At 73.4% G+C, this 15,004-nt stretch carries 15 protein-coding genes and 1 rRNA gene; 12 read left to right on the top strand and 4 right to left on the bottom strand.

Features of this window, described 5'->3' with window-relative positions; genetic code table 11:
- The 3 genes from rrf to ACWCPY_RS41760 all read left to right on the top strand — a co-directional run.
- Positions 1–95: ribosomal RNA gene (gene rrf / locus ACWCPY_RS41770) — 5S ribosomal RNA — on the top strand; the annotation flags it as partial.
- A 186-nt stretch (positions 96–281) separates the two neighbouring features.
- Positions 282–1,544: a hypothetical protein gene (locus tag ACWCPY_RS41765; protein WP_451274228.1), complete on the top strand. Its 1,263-nt coding sequence runs from the start codon at positions 282–284 to the stop codon at positions 1,542–1,544.
- Entirely contained in the window at positions 1,544–2,227 is a 684-nt protein-coding gene (locus ACWCPY_RS41760) for a tetratricopeptide repeat protein (RefSeq protein WP_451274226.1), read from the top strand. Before ACWCPY_RS41765 ends, ACWCPY_RS41760 begins: the two co-directional genes overlap by 1 nt.
- A 73-nt stretch (positions 2,228–2,300) precedes the next feature.
- Here ACWCPY_RS41760 and ACWCPY_RS41755 read toward each other — a convergent pair whose 3' ends face one another.
- Positions 2,301–3,578, bottom strand: a complete 1,278-nt coding sequence (locus ACWCPY_RS41755; protein ID WP_451274224.1) for a DUF1015 family protein — start codon at positions 3,576–3,578, stop codon at positions 2,301–2,303.
- 71 nt (positions 3,579–3,649) lie between these two features.
- On the opposite strand from ACWCPY_RS41755, the gene ACWCPY_RS41750 reads away from it, so the two are divergent.
- Both ACWCPY_RS41750 and ACWCPY_RS41745 read left to right on the top strand, forming a co-directional pair.
- Positions 3,650–4,678, top strand: coding sequence for an HAD hydrolase-like protein (locus ACWCPY_RS41750; RefSeq protein WP_451274222.1), 1,029 nt, complete (start codon positions 3,650–3,652; stop codon positions 4,676–4,678).
- Between the two features lie 113 nt (positions 4,679–4,791).
- The gene (locus ACWCPY_RS41745) at positions 4,792–5,634 is read left to right on the top strand and encodes an ABC transporter ATP-binding protein (protein WP_451274220.1); all 843 of its coding nucleotides are present in this window, start codon (positions 4,792–4,794) and stop codon (positions 5,632–5,634) included.
- 31 nt (positions 5,635–5,665) lie between these two features.
- Here the strand turns inward: ACWCPY_RS41745 and ACWCPY_RS41740 are convergent, their stop codons facing one another.
- On the bottom strand, positions 5,666–6,013 hold the full coding sequence (locus ACWCPY_RS41740; RefSeq protein WP_403774254.1) for an SCP2 sterol-binding domain-containing protein: 348 nt from the start codon (positions 6,011–6,013) through the stop codon (positions 5,666–5,668).
- Between the two features lie 43 nt (positions 6,014–6,056).
- Between ACWCPY_RS41740 and ACWCPY_RS41735 the strand changes: the two genes are divergently transcribed.
- From ACWCPY_RS41735 to ACWCPY_RS41710, 6 genes are all read left to right on the top strand, one after another.
- Complete coding sequence (locus ACWCPY_RS41735) at positions 6,057–6,395, top strand: hypothetical protein (RefSeq protein WP_451274217.1); 339 nt, start codon at positions 6,057–6,059, stop codon at positions 6,393–6,395.
- 7 nt (positions 6,396–6,402) lie between these two features.
- On the top strand, positions 6,403–7,218 hold the full coding sequence (locus ACWCPY_RS41730; protein ID WP_451274215.1) for a TlyA family RNA methyltransferase: 816 nt from the start codon (positions 6,403–6,405) through the stop codon (positions 7,216–7,218).
- Entirely contained in the window at positions 7,215–8,120 is a 906-nt protein-coding gene (locus ACWCPY_RS41725) for an NAD kinase (RefSeq protein ID WP_451274213.1), read from the top strand. Before ACWCPY_RS41730 ends, ACWCPY_RS41725 begins: the two co-directional genes overlap by 4 nt.
- A 125-nt stretch (positions 8,121–8,245) precedes the next feature.
- A complete protein-coding gene (recN, locus tag ACWCPY_RS41720) occupies positions 8,246–9,973 on the top strand; it encodes a DNA repair protein RecN (protein ID WP_451274230.1) in 1,728 nt (575 codons plus the stop codon).
- 61 nt (positions 9,974–10,034) lie between these two features.
- Positions 10,035–10,862 carry a hypothetical protein gene (locus ACWCPY_RS41715; protein ID WP_451274211.1) on the top strand — a complete coding sequence of 276 codons (828 nt, stop codon included), beginning with the start codon at positions 10,035–10,037 and terminating at the stop codon, positions 10,860–10,862.
- Between the two features lie 123 nt (positions 10,863–10,985).
- Positions 10,986–12,080 carry a glycosyltransferase family 4 protein gene (locus tag ACWCPY_RS41710; protein WP_451274209.1) on the top strand — a complete coding sequence of 365 codons (1,095 nt, stop codon included), beginning with the start codon at positions 10,986–10,988 and terminating at the stop codon, positions 12,078–12,080.
- Positions 12,081–12,098: 18 nt separating this feature from the next.
- Here ACWCPY_RS41710 and ACWCPY_RS41705 read toward each other — a convergent pair whose 3' ends face one another.
- Positions 12,099–13,724 (bottom strand): PucR family transcriptional regulator, encoded by a 1,626-nt coding sequence (locus tag ACWCPY_RS41705; RefSeq protein WP_329815633.1) that lies wholly within the window; start codon positions 13,722–13,724, stop codon positions 12,099–12,101.
- A gap of 219 nt (positions 13,725–13,943) precedes the next feature.
- Here ACWCPY_RS41705 and ACWCPY_RS41700 point away from each other — a divergent pair, with 219 nt between their 5' ends.
- On the top strand, positions 13,944–14,807 hold the full coding sequence (locus tag ACWCPY_RS41700) for a sulfurtransferase (protein ID WP_451274207.1): 864 nt from the start codon (positions 13,944–13,946) through the stop codon (positions 14,805–14,807).
- A gap of 46 nt (positions 14,808–14,853) precedes the next feature.
- On the opposite strand, the gene ACWCPY_RS41695 is transcribed toward ACWCPY_RS41700, so the two are convergent.
- A partial coding sequence (locus tag ACWCPY_RS41695; RefSeq protein ID WP_351876124.1) for a glycoside hydrolase family 15 protein occupies positions 14,854–15,004 on the bottom strand: 151 nt, incomplete at its 5' end.

Here is a 15,004-nt window from a genome sequence, read left to right as displayed (position 1 = left end):
AAACGCCCGGTTACATTCCGAACCCGGAAGCTAAGCCTTTCAGCGCCGATGGTACTGCAGGGGGGACCCTGTGGGAGAGTAGGACGCCGCCGAACAATCTTTCAAGGACCCTTGGTCCCAGCGTTCACGCTGGGACCAAGGGTCCTTTTGTTTTTGTCGAAGCGCGTCGGATGTCCGGCTGCGCCAGAATGTCTTGTAGTACCCGATGACAGGAGTCACGCCGATGTCCACCAACTCTCCCGACGATCGTTCGGAGCGCGAGCCGCGTCGCCGGGACGGTGGTGACCGAGGCGGCTTCAGCGGCCGTCGTGACGACCGCTCCGGCGGACCGCGCCGGGACAACGACCGTGGTGGCTACCGGCGTGACGACAGCCGGCCCACCGGCGGAAGTGGTAGTGGTGGCTTCCGTCGCGACGACCGCGACCGTGACCGTGACCGGGGACCGCGCCGTGATGACAGCCGTGGTGGTTCCGGTGGTGGCTTCCGGCGTGATGACAGCCGTGGCGGCTCCGGCGGTGGCTTCCGGCGTGACGACAGCCGTGGTGGCGGTTCCGGTGGTGGCTTCCGCCGTGACGACAATCGCGGTGGTGGGTTCCGGCGTGATGACCGCGACCGTGATCGTGGGCCGCGCCGTGACGATGACCGTGGTGGGCGTCCTTCGGGTGGGTTCGAGCGTCGTGATGACCGGCCGCGTGGCCCGCGTCGCGACGACGACAGCCGCAGTGGCGGCTACCGGCGCGACGACAGCCGCGGTGGCTCCGGCGGTGGCTTCCGGCGTGATGACATTCGCGGTGGCTCCGGTGGCGGCTTCCGGCGTGACGACAGCCGTGGTGGCGGTTCCGGTGGTGGCTTCCGCCGTGACGACAATCGCGGTGGTGGGTTCCGGCGTGATGACCGCGACCGTGATCGTGGGCCGCGCCGTGACGATGACCGTGGTGGGCGTCCTTCGGGTGGGTTCGAGCGTCGTGATGACCGGCCGCGTGGCCCGCGTCGCGACGACGACAGCCGCGGTGGCGGTTACCGGCGCGACGACAGCCGCGGTGGCGGCTCCGGTGGCGGCTTCCGGCGTGACGACAGCCGTGGTGGCGGTTCCGGTGGTGGCTTCCGCCGTGACGACAATCGCGGTGGTGGGTTCCGGCGTGATGACCGCGACCGTGATCGTGGGCCGCGCCGTGACGATGACCGTGGTGGGTTCCGTGGGCCGCGTCGGGATGACGACCGTGGTGGGCGTCCTTCGGGTGGGTTCGAGCGTCGTGATGACCGGCCGCGTGGCCCGCGTCGCGACGACGACAGCCGCAGTGGCGGCTACCGGCGCGACGACAGCCGCGGTGGCTCCGGCGGTGGCTTCCGCCGCGACGACAGCCGTGGCGGTGGATACCGCGGCCAGCGGGACGATCGTGGCGGCCGGGGTGGCTACCGCGGGCGCGACGACCGCGGCGGGTACGAGCGTCGGGACGACCGGGACCGCGAGCCCATCAAGCGGCTTCCGATTCCCGAGGACGTCACCGGTGACGAGATCGACAAGGATGTGCGGCAGGAGCTGATGAGCCTGCCGAAGACTCTGGCCGAGGATGTCTCGCGCAACCTCGTCATGGTGGCCCGGCTGATCGACGAGGACCCGGAGCAGGCGTACGGGTACTCGCGGATCGCGCTCCGGCTGGCCTCGCGGGTGGCCGCGGTGCGTGAGGCGGCAGGGTTCGCCGCGTACGCCACGCAGAAGTACTCGGAGGCGCTGGCCGAGTTCCGGGCAGCCAAGCGGATGACCGGGTCCGTGGAGCTGTGGCCCGTCATGGCCGACTGCGAGCGCGGGCTCGGGCGGCCCGAGCGGGCGATGGCGATGGCCGGTGAGCCCGAGGTGCAGAAGCTCGACAAGGCGGGGCAGGTCGAGATGCGCCTGGTGGCCGCCGGGGCACGCAGGGACATGGGACAGCTCGACGCGGCCATCGTCACCCTGCAGAGCTCCGAGCTCGCCTCGAACGCCGTGCACCCGTGGACGGCCCGGCTGCGCTATGCGTACGCCGACGCCCTGCTGGCGGCCGGGCGCGAGGACGAGGCGCGCGAGTGGTTCGGGAAGGCCCTGGAGGCCGACAAGGACGGCTCGACCGACGCGTCCGACCGGCTCGCCGAGATGGATGGTGTCGAGTTCGTCGATGCCCTCGACGAGGACGAGGACGAGGACGGGACCGACGAGGACGACGAGGACAAGGGACGTACGTCCGAGGCGTAAGGCATGAGAAGAGGGCGGCATCCCTTCCGGGGTGCCGCCCTCTTTTTGTTGGCCGCTTTTTGCCGTCCGCAGGTCAGCCGAGGTCGAGGCTTCTCAGGACCAGGCCGGTGGCCGGCTTGGGCCCGAAGGAGGTCGACTTGCGGGGCATGGTGACCCCTTGCCGCGCGAGGTCCCGGACGACTTCTTCGCGTACCGGATGCATCAGGACCGCCGTCGCGCCGTGGCGCTCGGCCTGTTCGACGGCGGCTGCGGTGTCGTGGATGTACGCGATGTGTTCCGGGGCGTCGGGAATCTGCCAGACGTGGTCGAGCAGCGCCGCGTGCAGGACCGTCGCGTCGAGGGTCTGCCAGGCGGCCGGGCGGTCGGTGGGGACCGTGCGGGACAGCAGGCCGGGGTCGGGGCGGTCGACGAGATGGAAGCCGCCGTCGCCGGCGAGCAGGAACGCGTTGCCCTCGGCGGCCGCCTCGGCGAGTGCGTCCAGGGCCCGGGGAAGCGGTCCGTCCAGGTCGCGGATGCGGAAGAGGCCGTCCAGAGCGGCAAGCGCGTCGGTGACCGGGAGGCGGTGCAGCAGCCGGTGTATGGCGCGGACCCGGAGCGGGTAGCGGGCCGTGTCGACGAGGAGGACCAGGCCGAAGTCCCAGGGGCCGGGAGCGGCGTGCTCCTGCTGGAGGCGCAGGTACGTGGCCCAGCGATGGTGTCCGTCGGCGATCAATGCCTGGTGGCGGGCGAGATCGGTCTCGATCTCGGCGCGTTCGGCCGGATCGGTGACCGCCCAGAGCCGGTGGTGGTAACCGTCCTCGGTGGTGGTGGCGAGCAGCGGCGGACGGTCCGTGGTCCGCTCGATGACGGCGGTCGCGCCCGGGCCGTCGCCGTCGCTGCGGTAGGTGAGCAACAGGGGCTCGAAGTGGGCGGCCGTGGTGCGCATCAGATCGGCCCGGTCCTCGACGACATGGGCCATCACGTCCTCGTGCGGCAGGACGATGCCGTCCGAGGGGGACGAGAGCGCCAGCGCCCCGACGATGCCGCGCTGCAGGATCTCGGCGTTGCGCTGCTCGTAGACGTACAGAGCGGGCTCGCTGTCCGGCGCGAGGACCCCCTCGGCCAGCCAGCGGTTCAGGGTCTGTGCGGCCTGTTCGTGGCGGGCCGCGGCCGTTTCCGCCTGCGGGAGTATGAGCCGGACGATGTTGTACGGATCCGCTGACTCCAGGTGGTGCAGCCCGTCGGGCCGTACGACGACGTCGTACGGCGGTGAGGTCACCGCGGCAAGGCTGCCGACCCGCTCGGGGACGTATCGCAGTCCACGGAACGGAATCAGACGCAGTCCCTGGCCGGCCGGACCTGGTGTGTTCATTTCTGCATCGTATGTGCGCGGCCGGAATGCGCGATGATCGGGGCGAAAGCATGGAACGAGGAGCGCAAAGAATGAGTCAGGCGAGCAGGACCAGGCCGAGCGGCAGCAGCACCGCGCTGAACGAGGCGTACGACACGGCGCTGCTCGACCTCGACGGGGTGGTGTACGCGGGTGGTCATGCGATCGTCCACGCCGTCGACTCGCTGGCGGCGGCACGGGACGGCGGGATGCACCTGGCGTACGTGACCAACAATGCCCTGCGGACGCCGGCCGCGGTGGCCGGGCACCTGACCGAACTCGGCGTTCCGGCGGAGCCCACCGATGTGATCACCTCGGCGCAGGCGGTCGCCCGGCTGATGGCCGACCAGCTGCCCGCCGGTGCCAGAGTGCTGGTGGTGGGCGGCGAGGGGCTGCGGGTCGCGCTGCGGGAGCGGGGCCTGGTGCCGGTGGAGTCGGCGGACGACGAGCCGGTCGCGGTGGCGCAGGGGTACGGCGGGCCCGACATGGCCTGGGGACGGTTCGCCGAGGCCGCGTACGCGATCGCGCGCGGGGTGCCGTGGTTCGCGTCCAACACGGATCTGACGATTCCGAGCGCCCGTGGCATCGCACCGGGGAACGGTGCGGCGGTGGAGGTCGTACGGATCGCGACCGGGGCCGAGCCGCAGGTCGCCGGCAAGCCGTTGCCGCCGATGCACCGGGAGACGGTGCTGCGGACCGGGGCCGAACGCCCGCTGGTGGTCGGCGACCGGCTGGACACGGACATCGAGGGCGCCTTCAACGGCGGAGTGGACTCCCTGCTGGTGCTCACCGGGGTGACGGACGCGGCGCAGCTGCTGGCCGCCGTGCCGAAGCACCGGCCGACGTATGTGGACGCGGACCTGCGGGGGCTGCTGACCGGTCAGCCCGAGGTGGTGGAGCGCGGCGAGGGCTTCGTGTGCGGGGGCTGGACGGCGTCGGTGCGCGGGGACGGGCTGGTGCTGGAGGGCGACGGGGACGCACTCGACGGACTGCGGGCGCTCTGCGGGGCGGCGTGGTCGTACGCAGGGGACGGTTCGTGCGGGCTGGACGCCGGGAAGGCGGTCGCCAGGCTGGGGCTGTAGCGGGAGGGTTCCCGGCGACACCCACACAAGGGAGGGTAGGCTAACCTAACTTTGTTTCTGCTCGGTGTGTCGTCGTCCCGCACCCGATCACCTGCGACTCCGGGAGTACGACCATGCAGCGCCTCACCGCGGACTCGGTGACCCTCGGCTACGACCGGCGGGTCATCGCGGAGAATCTCTCGGTCGGGATTCCCGACAACTCGTTCACGGTGATCGTCGGCCCCAACGCCTGTGGCAAGTCGACCCTGTTGCGCGCGCTCTCGCGCATGCTGAAGCCGGAGAGCGGGCGGGTGCTCCTGGACGGGCAGGCGATCCACGGGATGCCGGCGAAGAAGGTCGCCAGGACGCTGGGGCTGCTGCCGCAGTCCTCCATCGCGCCGGACGGCATCACCGTCGCCGACCTCGTCGGGCGCGGCCGGTACCCGCACCAGGGACTGCTGCGCCAGTGGTCGCCGGACGACGAACGGATTGTCGAGGAATCGATGGCGGCGACCGGAGTCGGCGCGCTCGCCGATCGGTATGTCGACGAATTGTCCGGCGGGCAGCGCCAGCGCGTCTGGATCGCCATGGCGCTCGCCCAGCAGACGCCGCTGCTGCTGCTCGACGAGCCGACGACGTATCTCGACATCCAGCACCAGATCGATGTCCTCGACCTCTGCGCGGAGCTGCACGAGACGCAGGGGCGCACCCTGGTCGCCGTCCTGCACGACCTGAATCACGCGGCGCGCTACGCCACCCACCTGATCGCGATGCGGGAGGGCGAGGTGATCGCCGAGGGCGCACCGGGCGAGGTCGTCACCGCGGAGCTGGTGGAGCGGGTCTTCGGGCTGCGCTGTCAGGTCATCGACGATCCGGAGACCGGGACCCCGCTGGTGGTACCGGCCGCGCGCAGGCCGCGCGGCGACGGGGCGGGTGTACGGGGCAGGGCGCCCGCCGGAGCGTCGGCCGGGGGATGAGCGCCGTCGGCGGAAGACCGGTCCGTACCGCCTACAGCAGCGACCGCAGTCTCAGCAGATCGCGGAAGCCGGCCTCCAGGCGGACCCGGCCCGAAGCCCATGCCTTGGCGAAGTTCAGATCGCCGTCCACCATGGCCACCAGGTCGTCACCGGTCATCGCGAGCCGGATCTCGGCCTTCTCGCGGGGCGGGCCCTCGACCGTGTCCAGGACCTGGATCCGGCCATCGGCCAGCCGGCCCGTGAAGGTGATGTCGAGGTCCTTGATGTGGCAGCTCAGCGAGCGGTCGAGGGCAGCCGCGCTGCGCACGTCGCCATCGGCCCCCGCGAGGCTGTCGGACAGTTTGTCGAGTGCGCTGCGGCACTCCGCCATGGTCGCCATTGCGATCGACGGTACCGCAGCCCTTCGCGGTAGCGTTTCCCGCATGAGCGACGCGATGCCGGAGCCGGGGACGGCAGCCGGAACACTGCCCGGGAGCCAGGCGGCGGACCCGTCCGGCGAGGGCGCGGACCCGGCCGCCGGAACCCCGCTCGACCCCGCCGCGCCCGCGCCCCTCGGCGTGGTGCGCACCCCCACCGGCAACGCCGGGGTGGACGCGGAGCTGGAGCGTCTCGCCGACGCGGACCACCTCCCGGCGGACGGACACATCGAGGTGTACGAGGATGTACACCGTGGGCTGCGCGAAACGCTGACCGCGCTGGACGCCGGGCCCACACCCGCACCGGTACCCGCACCGATGCCCTCGTACGACAACAGGAGCTGAACCGAACGTGGCAGGAGTGGCACGTCGCCGCCTCGACGCCGAGCTGGTACGCCGTAAGCTCGCACGCTCGCGCGAGCACGCGAGCCAGCTGATCGCCGCAGGGCGGGTGACCGTCGGCGGGAACACCGCGACCAAACCCGCCACCCAGGTCGAGACCAGCGCCGCCGTCGTCGTGATCAAGGACGACAGCGACCCCGAGTACGTCTCGCGCGGCGGGCACAAGCTGGCCGGCGCCCTGGCCGCCTTCGTGCCCCTCGGACTGAAGGTCGAGGGGCGGCGGGCGCTGGACGCCGGGGCGTCGACCGGTGGCTTCACCGATGTGCTCCTGCGGGCCGGCACCGGCCATGTCGTCGCCGTCGATGTCGGCTACGGACAGCTCGCCTGGTCGCTCCAGTCCGACGAACGCGTCACCGTCAAGGACCGCACCAACGTACGGGAGCTGACGCTGGAGGCGATCGACGGGCAGCCGGTGGACCTGGTGGTCGGCGACCTGTCGTTCATCCCGCTGGGCCTGGTGCTGCCCGCCCTGGCACGCTGCGCCGCCCCCGACGCGGACCTGGTCCTCATGGTCAAGCCGCAGTTCGAGGTCGGCAAGGAGCGGCTGGGCAGCGGTGGTGTGGTGCGCAGTCCCGAGCTGCGGGCCGAAGCGGTACGGGAAGTGGCACGCCGGGCCTGGACGCTGGGGCTCGGGGTGCGGGGGGTGACGGCGAGCCCGCTGCCGGGGCCCTCGGGGAATGTCGAGTACTTTCTCTGGCTGCGGGCAGGAGCACCTGAGCTGGATCCCGCAGATGTCGACCGTGCAGTGGCGGAGGGGCCTCGTTGACGACGAATGCGGCACGAACTGTCTTTCTTCTGGCACACACCGGCCGTCCGGCCGCGATCCGCAGTGCCGAACTGGTTGTACAGGGGCTGCTGCGCAGTGGCCTCGGCGTCCGGGTGCTGGCCACCGAGGCGACCGATCTGCCGCTGCCGCCGTCCGTCGAGACGGTCACGGACACCACGCCCAAGGCCGTGGACGGCTGTGAACTGCTGATCGTGCTCGGCGGGGACGGGACACTGCTGCGCGGCGCCGAGTTCTCCCGCGCCTCCGGGGTGCCGATGCTCGGCGTCAACCTCGGCCGGGTCGGCTTTCTCGCCGAGGCCGAGCGGGACGACCTGGACAAGGTCGTCGACCGGGTCGTCACCCGGGCGTACCAGGTCGAGGAGCGGATGACGCTCGACGTCCTGGTGCACAGCAACGGCGACATCGTCCACACCGACTGGGCGCTCAACGAAGCGGCCGTGCAGAAGGTGTCGCCCGAGCGGATGCTGGAGGTCGTCCTGGAGATCGACGGCCGTCCCGTGACGGGCTTCGGCTGCGACGGGATCGTCTGCGCGACCCCGACCGGATCGACCGCCTACGCCTTCTCGGCAGGCGGTCCCGTCGTCTGGCCCGAGGTCGAGGCGCTGCTGATGGTGCCGATCAGTGCCCATGCGCTGTTCGCCAAGCCGCTGGTGACCTCCCCGACGTCCGTGCTCGCCGTCGAGGTCCAGCAGCACACCCCGCACGGGGTGCTGTGGTGCGACGGGCGCAGGACCGTGGAGCTGCCCGCGGGGGCGCGGGTCGAGGTGCGGCGTGGCGCGGTGCCCGTACGGCTGGCGCGGCTGCACCACGCCTCGTTCACGGACCGGCTGGTCGCGAAATTCGCACTGCCGGTCTCCGGGTGGCGCGGCGCACCGCACTGAGCGGCGGGCATTCCCCCGGAGGTGTGGCGAATGCCGGGCGGATACCCGGGAGAGTGAGCCCCGGGGACGGGGTCCGTCGCGCATCGGGCTCCGGACCTCGTAAGGTCGTGTCCGTGTTGGAGGAGATGCGGATACGGTCGCTCGGAGTCATCGACGACGCGGTGGTGGAGCTGTCACCCGGCTTCACCGCGGTGACGGGCGAGACCGGCGCGGGCAAGACCATGGTCGTCACCAGTCTGGGGCTGCTGCTCGGCGGGCGAGCCGACCCCGCCCTGGTACGGATCGGGGCCAGGGCAGCCGTCGTCGAGGGGCGGATCACGGTGTCCGACGGCGACGCCGTCGCCCTGCGGGCCGAGGAGGCCGGGGCCGAGATCGAGGACGGTGCGCTGCTGATCAGCCGTACCGTCTCCGCGGAGGGGCGCTCCCGGGCGCATCTCGGCGGCCGGTCCGTGCCGGTCGGCGTGCTCGCCGAACTCGCCGACGAACTCGTCGCCGTGCACGGCCAGACCGACCAGCAGGGGCTGCTCAAGCCCGCCCGGCAGAGGCAGGCGCTCGACCGGTACGCGGGCGACGGAGTCGCCCTGCCGCACGCGGCTTACGCGGCCGCCTACCGGCGGCTGCGGGCGGTCGTCACGGAGCTGGACGAGCTGACGACACGTGCCCGTGAACGCGCCCAGGAAGCCGATCTGCTGCGCTTCGGGCTGGGCGAGGTCGCCGCGGTCGAACCCCTGGCCGGTGAGGACGTCGAGCTCGCCGCCGAGGCCGAGCGGCTCGGCCACGCGGAGGCGCTGGCCTCCGCCGCGGCCCTCGCCCACACCGCGCTCGCGGGCAATCCGGAGGACCCGGAGGGCATCGACGCGACGACCGTGGTCGCTGCCGCCGGACGTTCCCTGGACGCCGTGCGCGCCCACGACCCGGCACTGGCGGCGCTCGCCGACCGGATCGGCGAGATCTCGATCCTGCTCTCCGACGTGGCCGGTGAACTGGCCGGGTACGCCGACCAGTTGGACGCCGACCCGCTGCGGCTCGCCGCGGTGGAGGAACGCCGCGCCGCGCTCACCGCGCTCACCCGGAAGTACGGCGAGGACATCGGCGCCGTGCTCGCCTGGGCCCGGGAGGGCGCCGCCCGGCTCACCGAGCTGGAGGGCGACGACGACCGGATCGGCGAGCTGACGGCCGAGCGCGACGCGCTGCGGGCCGAACTCTCCGGCCTCGGACAGGCGTTGACCGACGCGCGCAACCGGGCGGCCGCGCTCTTCGCCGAGGCCGTGACCGCGGAGCTGGCCTCGCTGGCCATGCCGCACGCCCGGGTCTCCTTCGACATCCGGCAGACCGAGGCGGCCGACGAGGCGTCCGGCATCGAGATCGACGGGCGGAGCTTGGTCTACGGACCGTCCGGCGCCGACGAGGTCGAGCTGCTGCTGGCCCCGCACCCCGGCGCCCAGCCCCGGCCGATCGCCAAGGGCGCGTCGGGTGGTGAACTGTCCCGGGTGATGCTCGCCGTCGAGGTGGTCTTCGCGGGCGCCGACCCCGTACCCACGTACCTCTTCGACGAGGTCGACGCGGGCGTCGGCGGCAAGGCCGCGGTCGAGGTCGGGCGGCGGCTCGCGAAGCTCGCCAGGTCCGCCCAGGTCGTCGTCGTCACGCACCTGCCGCAGGTGGCGGCCTTCGCGGACCGGCAACTGCTGGTCGAGAAGACCGTCGACGGATCGGTGACCAGCAGCGGGGTCACGGTCCTGGAGGGCGAGGACCGGGTGCGTGAACTGTCCCGGATGCTCGCGGGCCAGGAGGACTCCCAGACCGCACGGGCCCACGCGGAGGAACTGCTCGCCGCGGCCAGGTCGGACGGATAGGGCCCACGGGCACGGGATCCCGCCCGGCCGTCGCGGCGGTCCGCTGCGTAGCCTGGCGCGCATGGGGGCAGCGTTCAGCAGGGCCGTGACGTCCGGGACCGTCGCCGCCGCCGTGGCGGGGGGTGTGTACCGGGCGCTGCGGGCCCGGCCCCGCCCGTCCCGGCGGCGCATCAACTACGCGGGCCGCGCCGTCGATCTGTACGCCGGCCCGGCCGCAGTCCTCGGCACCGCGGCCGGAACGGTCGTCCTGCCGCTGCCGGCCCGTACCCGGTGCGCCGCCGCGCTCGCCGTACTGGCGGCCGGCGGCTGCGGTGCGTACGACGACCTCGTCGGTGCGGACGATCCACGCCGCGGATTCCGTGCCCATCTGGGTGCGCTGCGGGACGGCGAGGTGACCAGCGGCGCGGTGAAGCTCTTCGGGATCGGGACCGCCGGGCTCGCGGCCGGCGCGCTGCTCAAGGAGCGGCCCGTCGACCGGATGCTCGCCGCGGTCGTGATCGCCGGAACCGCCCATCTCGTCAATCTGGTGGACGTGCGGCCCGGCGCGGCCGCCGCGACCGTGCTCGCCCTCGGGGCCCCGGGGCTGCCGCAGGGGGGCCTCGCCGCCGCGCCGATGGGTGCCGTGGCCGCGCTCGTCGCCGACGACCTGGGGGAGCGGACCATGCTCGGGGACACCGGGGTCCATGCCCTGGGGGCCGCGCTGGGGGTCGCGATCGTCGCGGGCCGCGGCCGGGCCGGACTCCTCGCGCACGCCGCCGGACTGGTCGCGGCGGCGGCGTACGGGGACCGGGTCAGCCGGCTCGTCCGGGTGCTGTCGGAGCGCCGACCGGGAAGGCGGTGGGACGGGGCGGGCAACAGTGCGCCGGTTTCTCACCCGTGCGAGTGGTAGGCCGCGTCCGGTAGCCGCTGTGCGGGCCGCAACGACGGCCTGATTGTGCCGGAACGTGCGTACGGACTGGCATCCTTGGCGATGCAATCACCGCCGACTCGGGAGCCCCGGGAGCCATTCAACGTGTCACAGCTGCGTACGGTCCAAGTCCTGGGCGGCGGCAGTGCGGGCAGCAGTGCCCACGTCAGCTCGCTGGCCGCGGGACTGGTGGCGAGAGGCGTGCACGTCACCGTCTGCGCCCCGGCCGAACTGGACCACGCCTACGACTATTCCGGTACGGGGGCTCGTTTCGCGCCCGTGCCCCGGCGCAGTGACCCCGTCTCCGTCGCCGCCCTGCGTGCCGCCTGTCTGACGGCGGACGTCGTCCACGCGCACGGTCCGCACGCCGCCGTGCGCGCCGCCCTCGCGCTCGGCGGCCGGCGTGTCCCGCTGGTCGTCACCTGGCACGCCCGCGCCCACGTCGAAGGGGCCCGCGGCCGGCTGATCCGGCTGATGGAGCGAAGGGCCGCCCGCGCGGCGGCGGTTGTGCTCGGCACGACGTCGGACCTGGTCGACCGGGCACGGCGCCGGGGGGCGCGCGACGCGCGGCTCGCGCCGGTCTCCGCCCCCGTACCCCCGCTGCCCGCCGCCGCGCACGAGGGCAAGGCGCGGGCCGAACTCGGAGCGGTGGAACGGCCGTTGATCATCGCCTGCGGGAGCCTCGTACCGCATCACGGATACGGCACCCTGCTCGACGCCGCGCGGCTGTGGCGCGAGCTGGACCCCGCACCGCTCCTGGTCGTCGTGGGCGAGGGGCGGGAACGAGCCGCTCTGCAGCGCCGGATCAGGAACGAGGACCTGCCCGTCCGGCTCGTCGGCAGCCGCGACGACCGCGCCGAGCTGCTCGCCGCGGCGGACCTGACCGTGCTGTCCAGCAGCTGGGAGGCGCGTTCGGTGGCGGCCCAGGAAGCGCTGCGGCTCGGAGTCCCGCTGGTCGCCACCGCGGTCGGCGGGGTGCCCGAACTCGTGGGGGACGCCGCGGAGCTCGTGCCGTACGGCAACGCGGAGGCGCTGGCGCGGGCGGTGGCCAGGCTGCTCGGGGACACCCGGCGGCGCGAGGAGATGTCGGCCGCCGGGCGGGCGCAGGCGGCGAGTTGGCCGACCGAGGACGACACGATCGCCCAAGTGCTCAGTGTGTACGACGAGTTGACCCAGCCGCTGGTGGCGCGGGCGCGCTGAGCCGCTCGGCCGGGACGGCTACGAGGTGTGGCGGCGGGCCCGGAGTGCCAGGCTCAGTGCCAGCACGGCCTGGGGGTCGTCCAGGTCGGTGCCGAGCAGCTCGCCGATCCTGGCCAGCCGGTTGTACAGCGTCTGACGGTTCAGATGCAGCTCCCGCGCCGTCTCCGCCTTGCGGCCCGCGTGGGCCAGATACGTCTCCAGCGTCGGCAGCAGCGCCGGGCGCGAGGTGCGGTCGTGATCACGCAGCGGGCCGATCGCCCGGTCCACGAACGCCGCCAGATCCGGGTGGTCCCGCAACCGCCACAGCAACAGGTCGATGTCGAGGCGCCGGGCGTCGTACCAGGGCCGGTCGCTGAGACCGTGCGCGGCCGTCGCCGTCTCCGCCGCGTGCCGCAGCCCCGCCCCGGCCGCCGCCCAGCCGCCCGCCACGCCCACCACCACGACCGGCGGATGCGAACCGGCCCGCTCCAGCCCGGCCCGCTCCACACCGGCCCGCAGCGCCGCCGCGACCCGGTCCGCGACCGCCGTGCGCTCCGACTCGGACCGCAGCCCGAGCAGTACCGGAACCCGGCCCTCCACGGGCCGTACGCCCAGCAGCACCGGCACACCCACCGACGAGAGCTCCTCCAGCACCGCCCGCGCCAGCAACGCCCAGTTCCCGGACACCGAGAGCTCGGGGGCCAGCCGCATCACCACCGGCAGCAGCGGCATGTCGGCCGGCTTGAACCCCAGTACGCGGGCCTGCGCGGGAGCGTCCTCCGGCGTGATCCGGCCTTCCGCGAGATCGGTCAGGAAGTCGCCCCGGCCGCGCGCCGCGAGCTCCTCCTCCTGACGGGCCTGCATCAGCACGACGGCGAGGATCCCCGCCGCCCGCTCCGCCGCCATCCGGTGCACGGTCACCAGCGGCCCGGAGACGGCCAGCAGCACCAGCCTGGCCCGTACCGAACCGGTGCCCGGGCCGCCGCCCGGCACATCCACCAGCACCGAACCGGTGGGCGGTGTCTCACGGGCCGCCCGGCCGCCGCGCATCCCGTCCCACACCTGGAGCGGATCGGCGGAGACCGGACCGGACCCGGGGCCCGCCGCGTACAGCAGCTGGCCGTCCGCCGTCTCCAGGAAGACCGGATTGGCCGCGAAGTCCGCCAGGATGCCGAGCACCTGGGGCACCCCGCCACCGCCGAGCAGCGCCGCCGTACACCGTCGGTGCACGTCCTCGGCCTGCCGCAGCAGCGCGTAGTGACCGTTGACGATCTCGGTGTGGATCTCCTCGGTCACCGTCACGAACGGAACCTCGCGGTGCAGCTGCACCAGGGGCAGCCCCGCGGCGCGGGCGGCGTCCACTATCGACGCCGGCAGCCGGCTGAAGCGCGGCCCCAGCTCCACCACCAGGGCGGCGATCTGGCGGTCGGCGAGCCTGCGGACGAAGGCGCGCTGCTCGGCGGGGCGGGTGCCGAGCCCGAGGCCGGTGGTGAGCAGCAGTTCACCGCCCTTGAGCAGCGAAGCGATGTTGGGGACCTCGCCCGCGTGCACCCAGCGCACCGTACGGTTCAGCCGGTCCGCTCCGGCCACCACCTCCGGGAGCCCACCGCGCAGCCCCGGCAGCTCCAGGGCTCGCTGCACGGTGATTCCGCCTTGCGTCTCCACTGGCTCCGGCCTCGCGCTTCACTCGGTTCAAACGGGCGGACGCCCTGATTCAGGAAGGTACCGGCCCCGGGCGCCGAAGGCGTCGTCGGGGGAGCCACCGGGGGAGTCCGGGGACCGCGGAGCCGCTGTTGACACGGGCCGAGCGCCGCTGCGATCTTGTGGACGCCGCACGGTTCGGGCCGAGTGGCCCTCACATCCGGATCAGGAGCTGGAGCAGCCGTGGGCGACGACGTATCGGTGTACGCAAGCAGTCAGGAGCTCCCCGGCCCGCTGGTCGGGGCCGACTGGCTGGCGCGGCGGCTCGGCCGGCCGGGAACGGTCGTCCTCGACGCCTCGGTCGGCGCGCACCGGGGCGGCGGGCGGCGGATCCCCGGCGCGCGGGTCTTCGACATCGACGGGGCGCTGTCCGACCACTCGGGCCCGCTGCCCCACACGATGCCCGGCGCCGGCCGGTTCACCGAGGAGCTGCGCTCCCTCGGCGTGAACGGCACCGACACCGTCGTCGTGTACGACGGCGCGGGCATCTACTCCAGCGCGCGGGCCTGGTGGATGCTGCGGGCGATGGGCTTCGACCGGGTCGCGGTCCTCGACGGCGGCCTGCTCGCCTGGGCGGGGGCCGGGCTGCCGCTGGAGAGCGCCGGGCCGGTGCCCGCCGCGACGCCCGGCGACTTCACCGCACGGCCGCGTGCGGGGATGTTCGTCGGCAGTGAGGAGGTGGTGGCGGCCCTGGCCGACCCGGCCGCGGTGGTCCTCGACGCCCGTTCCCGGGACCGGTTCACCGGGGCCGTCGCCGAACCCCGGCCGGGGCTGCGCGGCGGACACATGCCGGGGGCGGTCAACCTGCCCTTCGGCGAGCTCCAGCGCGACGGGCGGATGCGCCCGGCCGATGAGCTGCGCACCGTGTTCGCCGCCCTCGCCGGGGAGCGCGAGCGGCTGGTCGTCAGCTGCGGATCGGGTGTCACCGCGTGCGTCCTGGCACTGGGGGCGGAACTCGCGGGGTACCGGGGACAGGCCGTGTACGACGGGTCCTGGAGCGAGTGGGGGCTGCCGTCGGAGCTGCCGGTCGTGACCGGGGCGCGATGAGACGTCATGGGGCGGGCGGGTCTCCGCCCGCCCCATGAGCCGGGGGTCAGCCGACGTACGCCCCGCTCGCCGTCAGACGCAGCGCCGTGTCGATCAGCGGCACATGGCTGAAGGCCTGCGGGAAGTTGCCCACCTGGCGCTGCAGCCGGGAGTCCCACTCCTCCGCGAGCAGGCCCAGGTCGTTGCGCAGGGACAGC

It is taken from the genome of Streptomyces sp. NPDC002403 (assembly GCF_053593015.1).
This window is presented reverse-complemented; position numbering and strand designations above follow the sequence as displayed.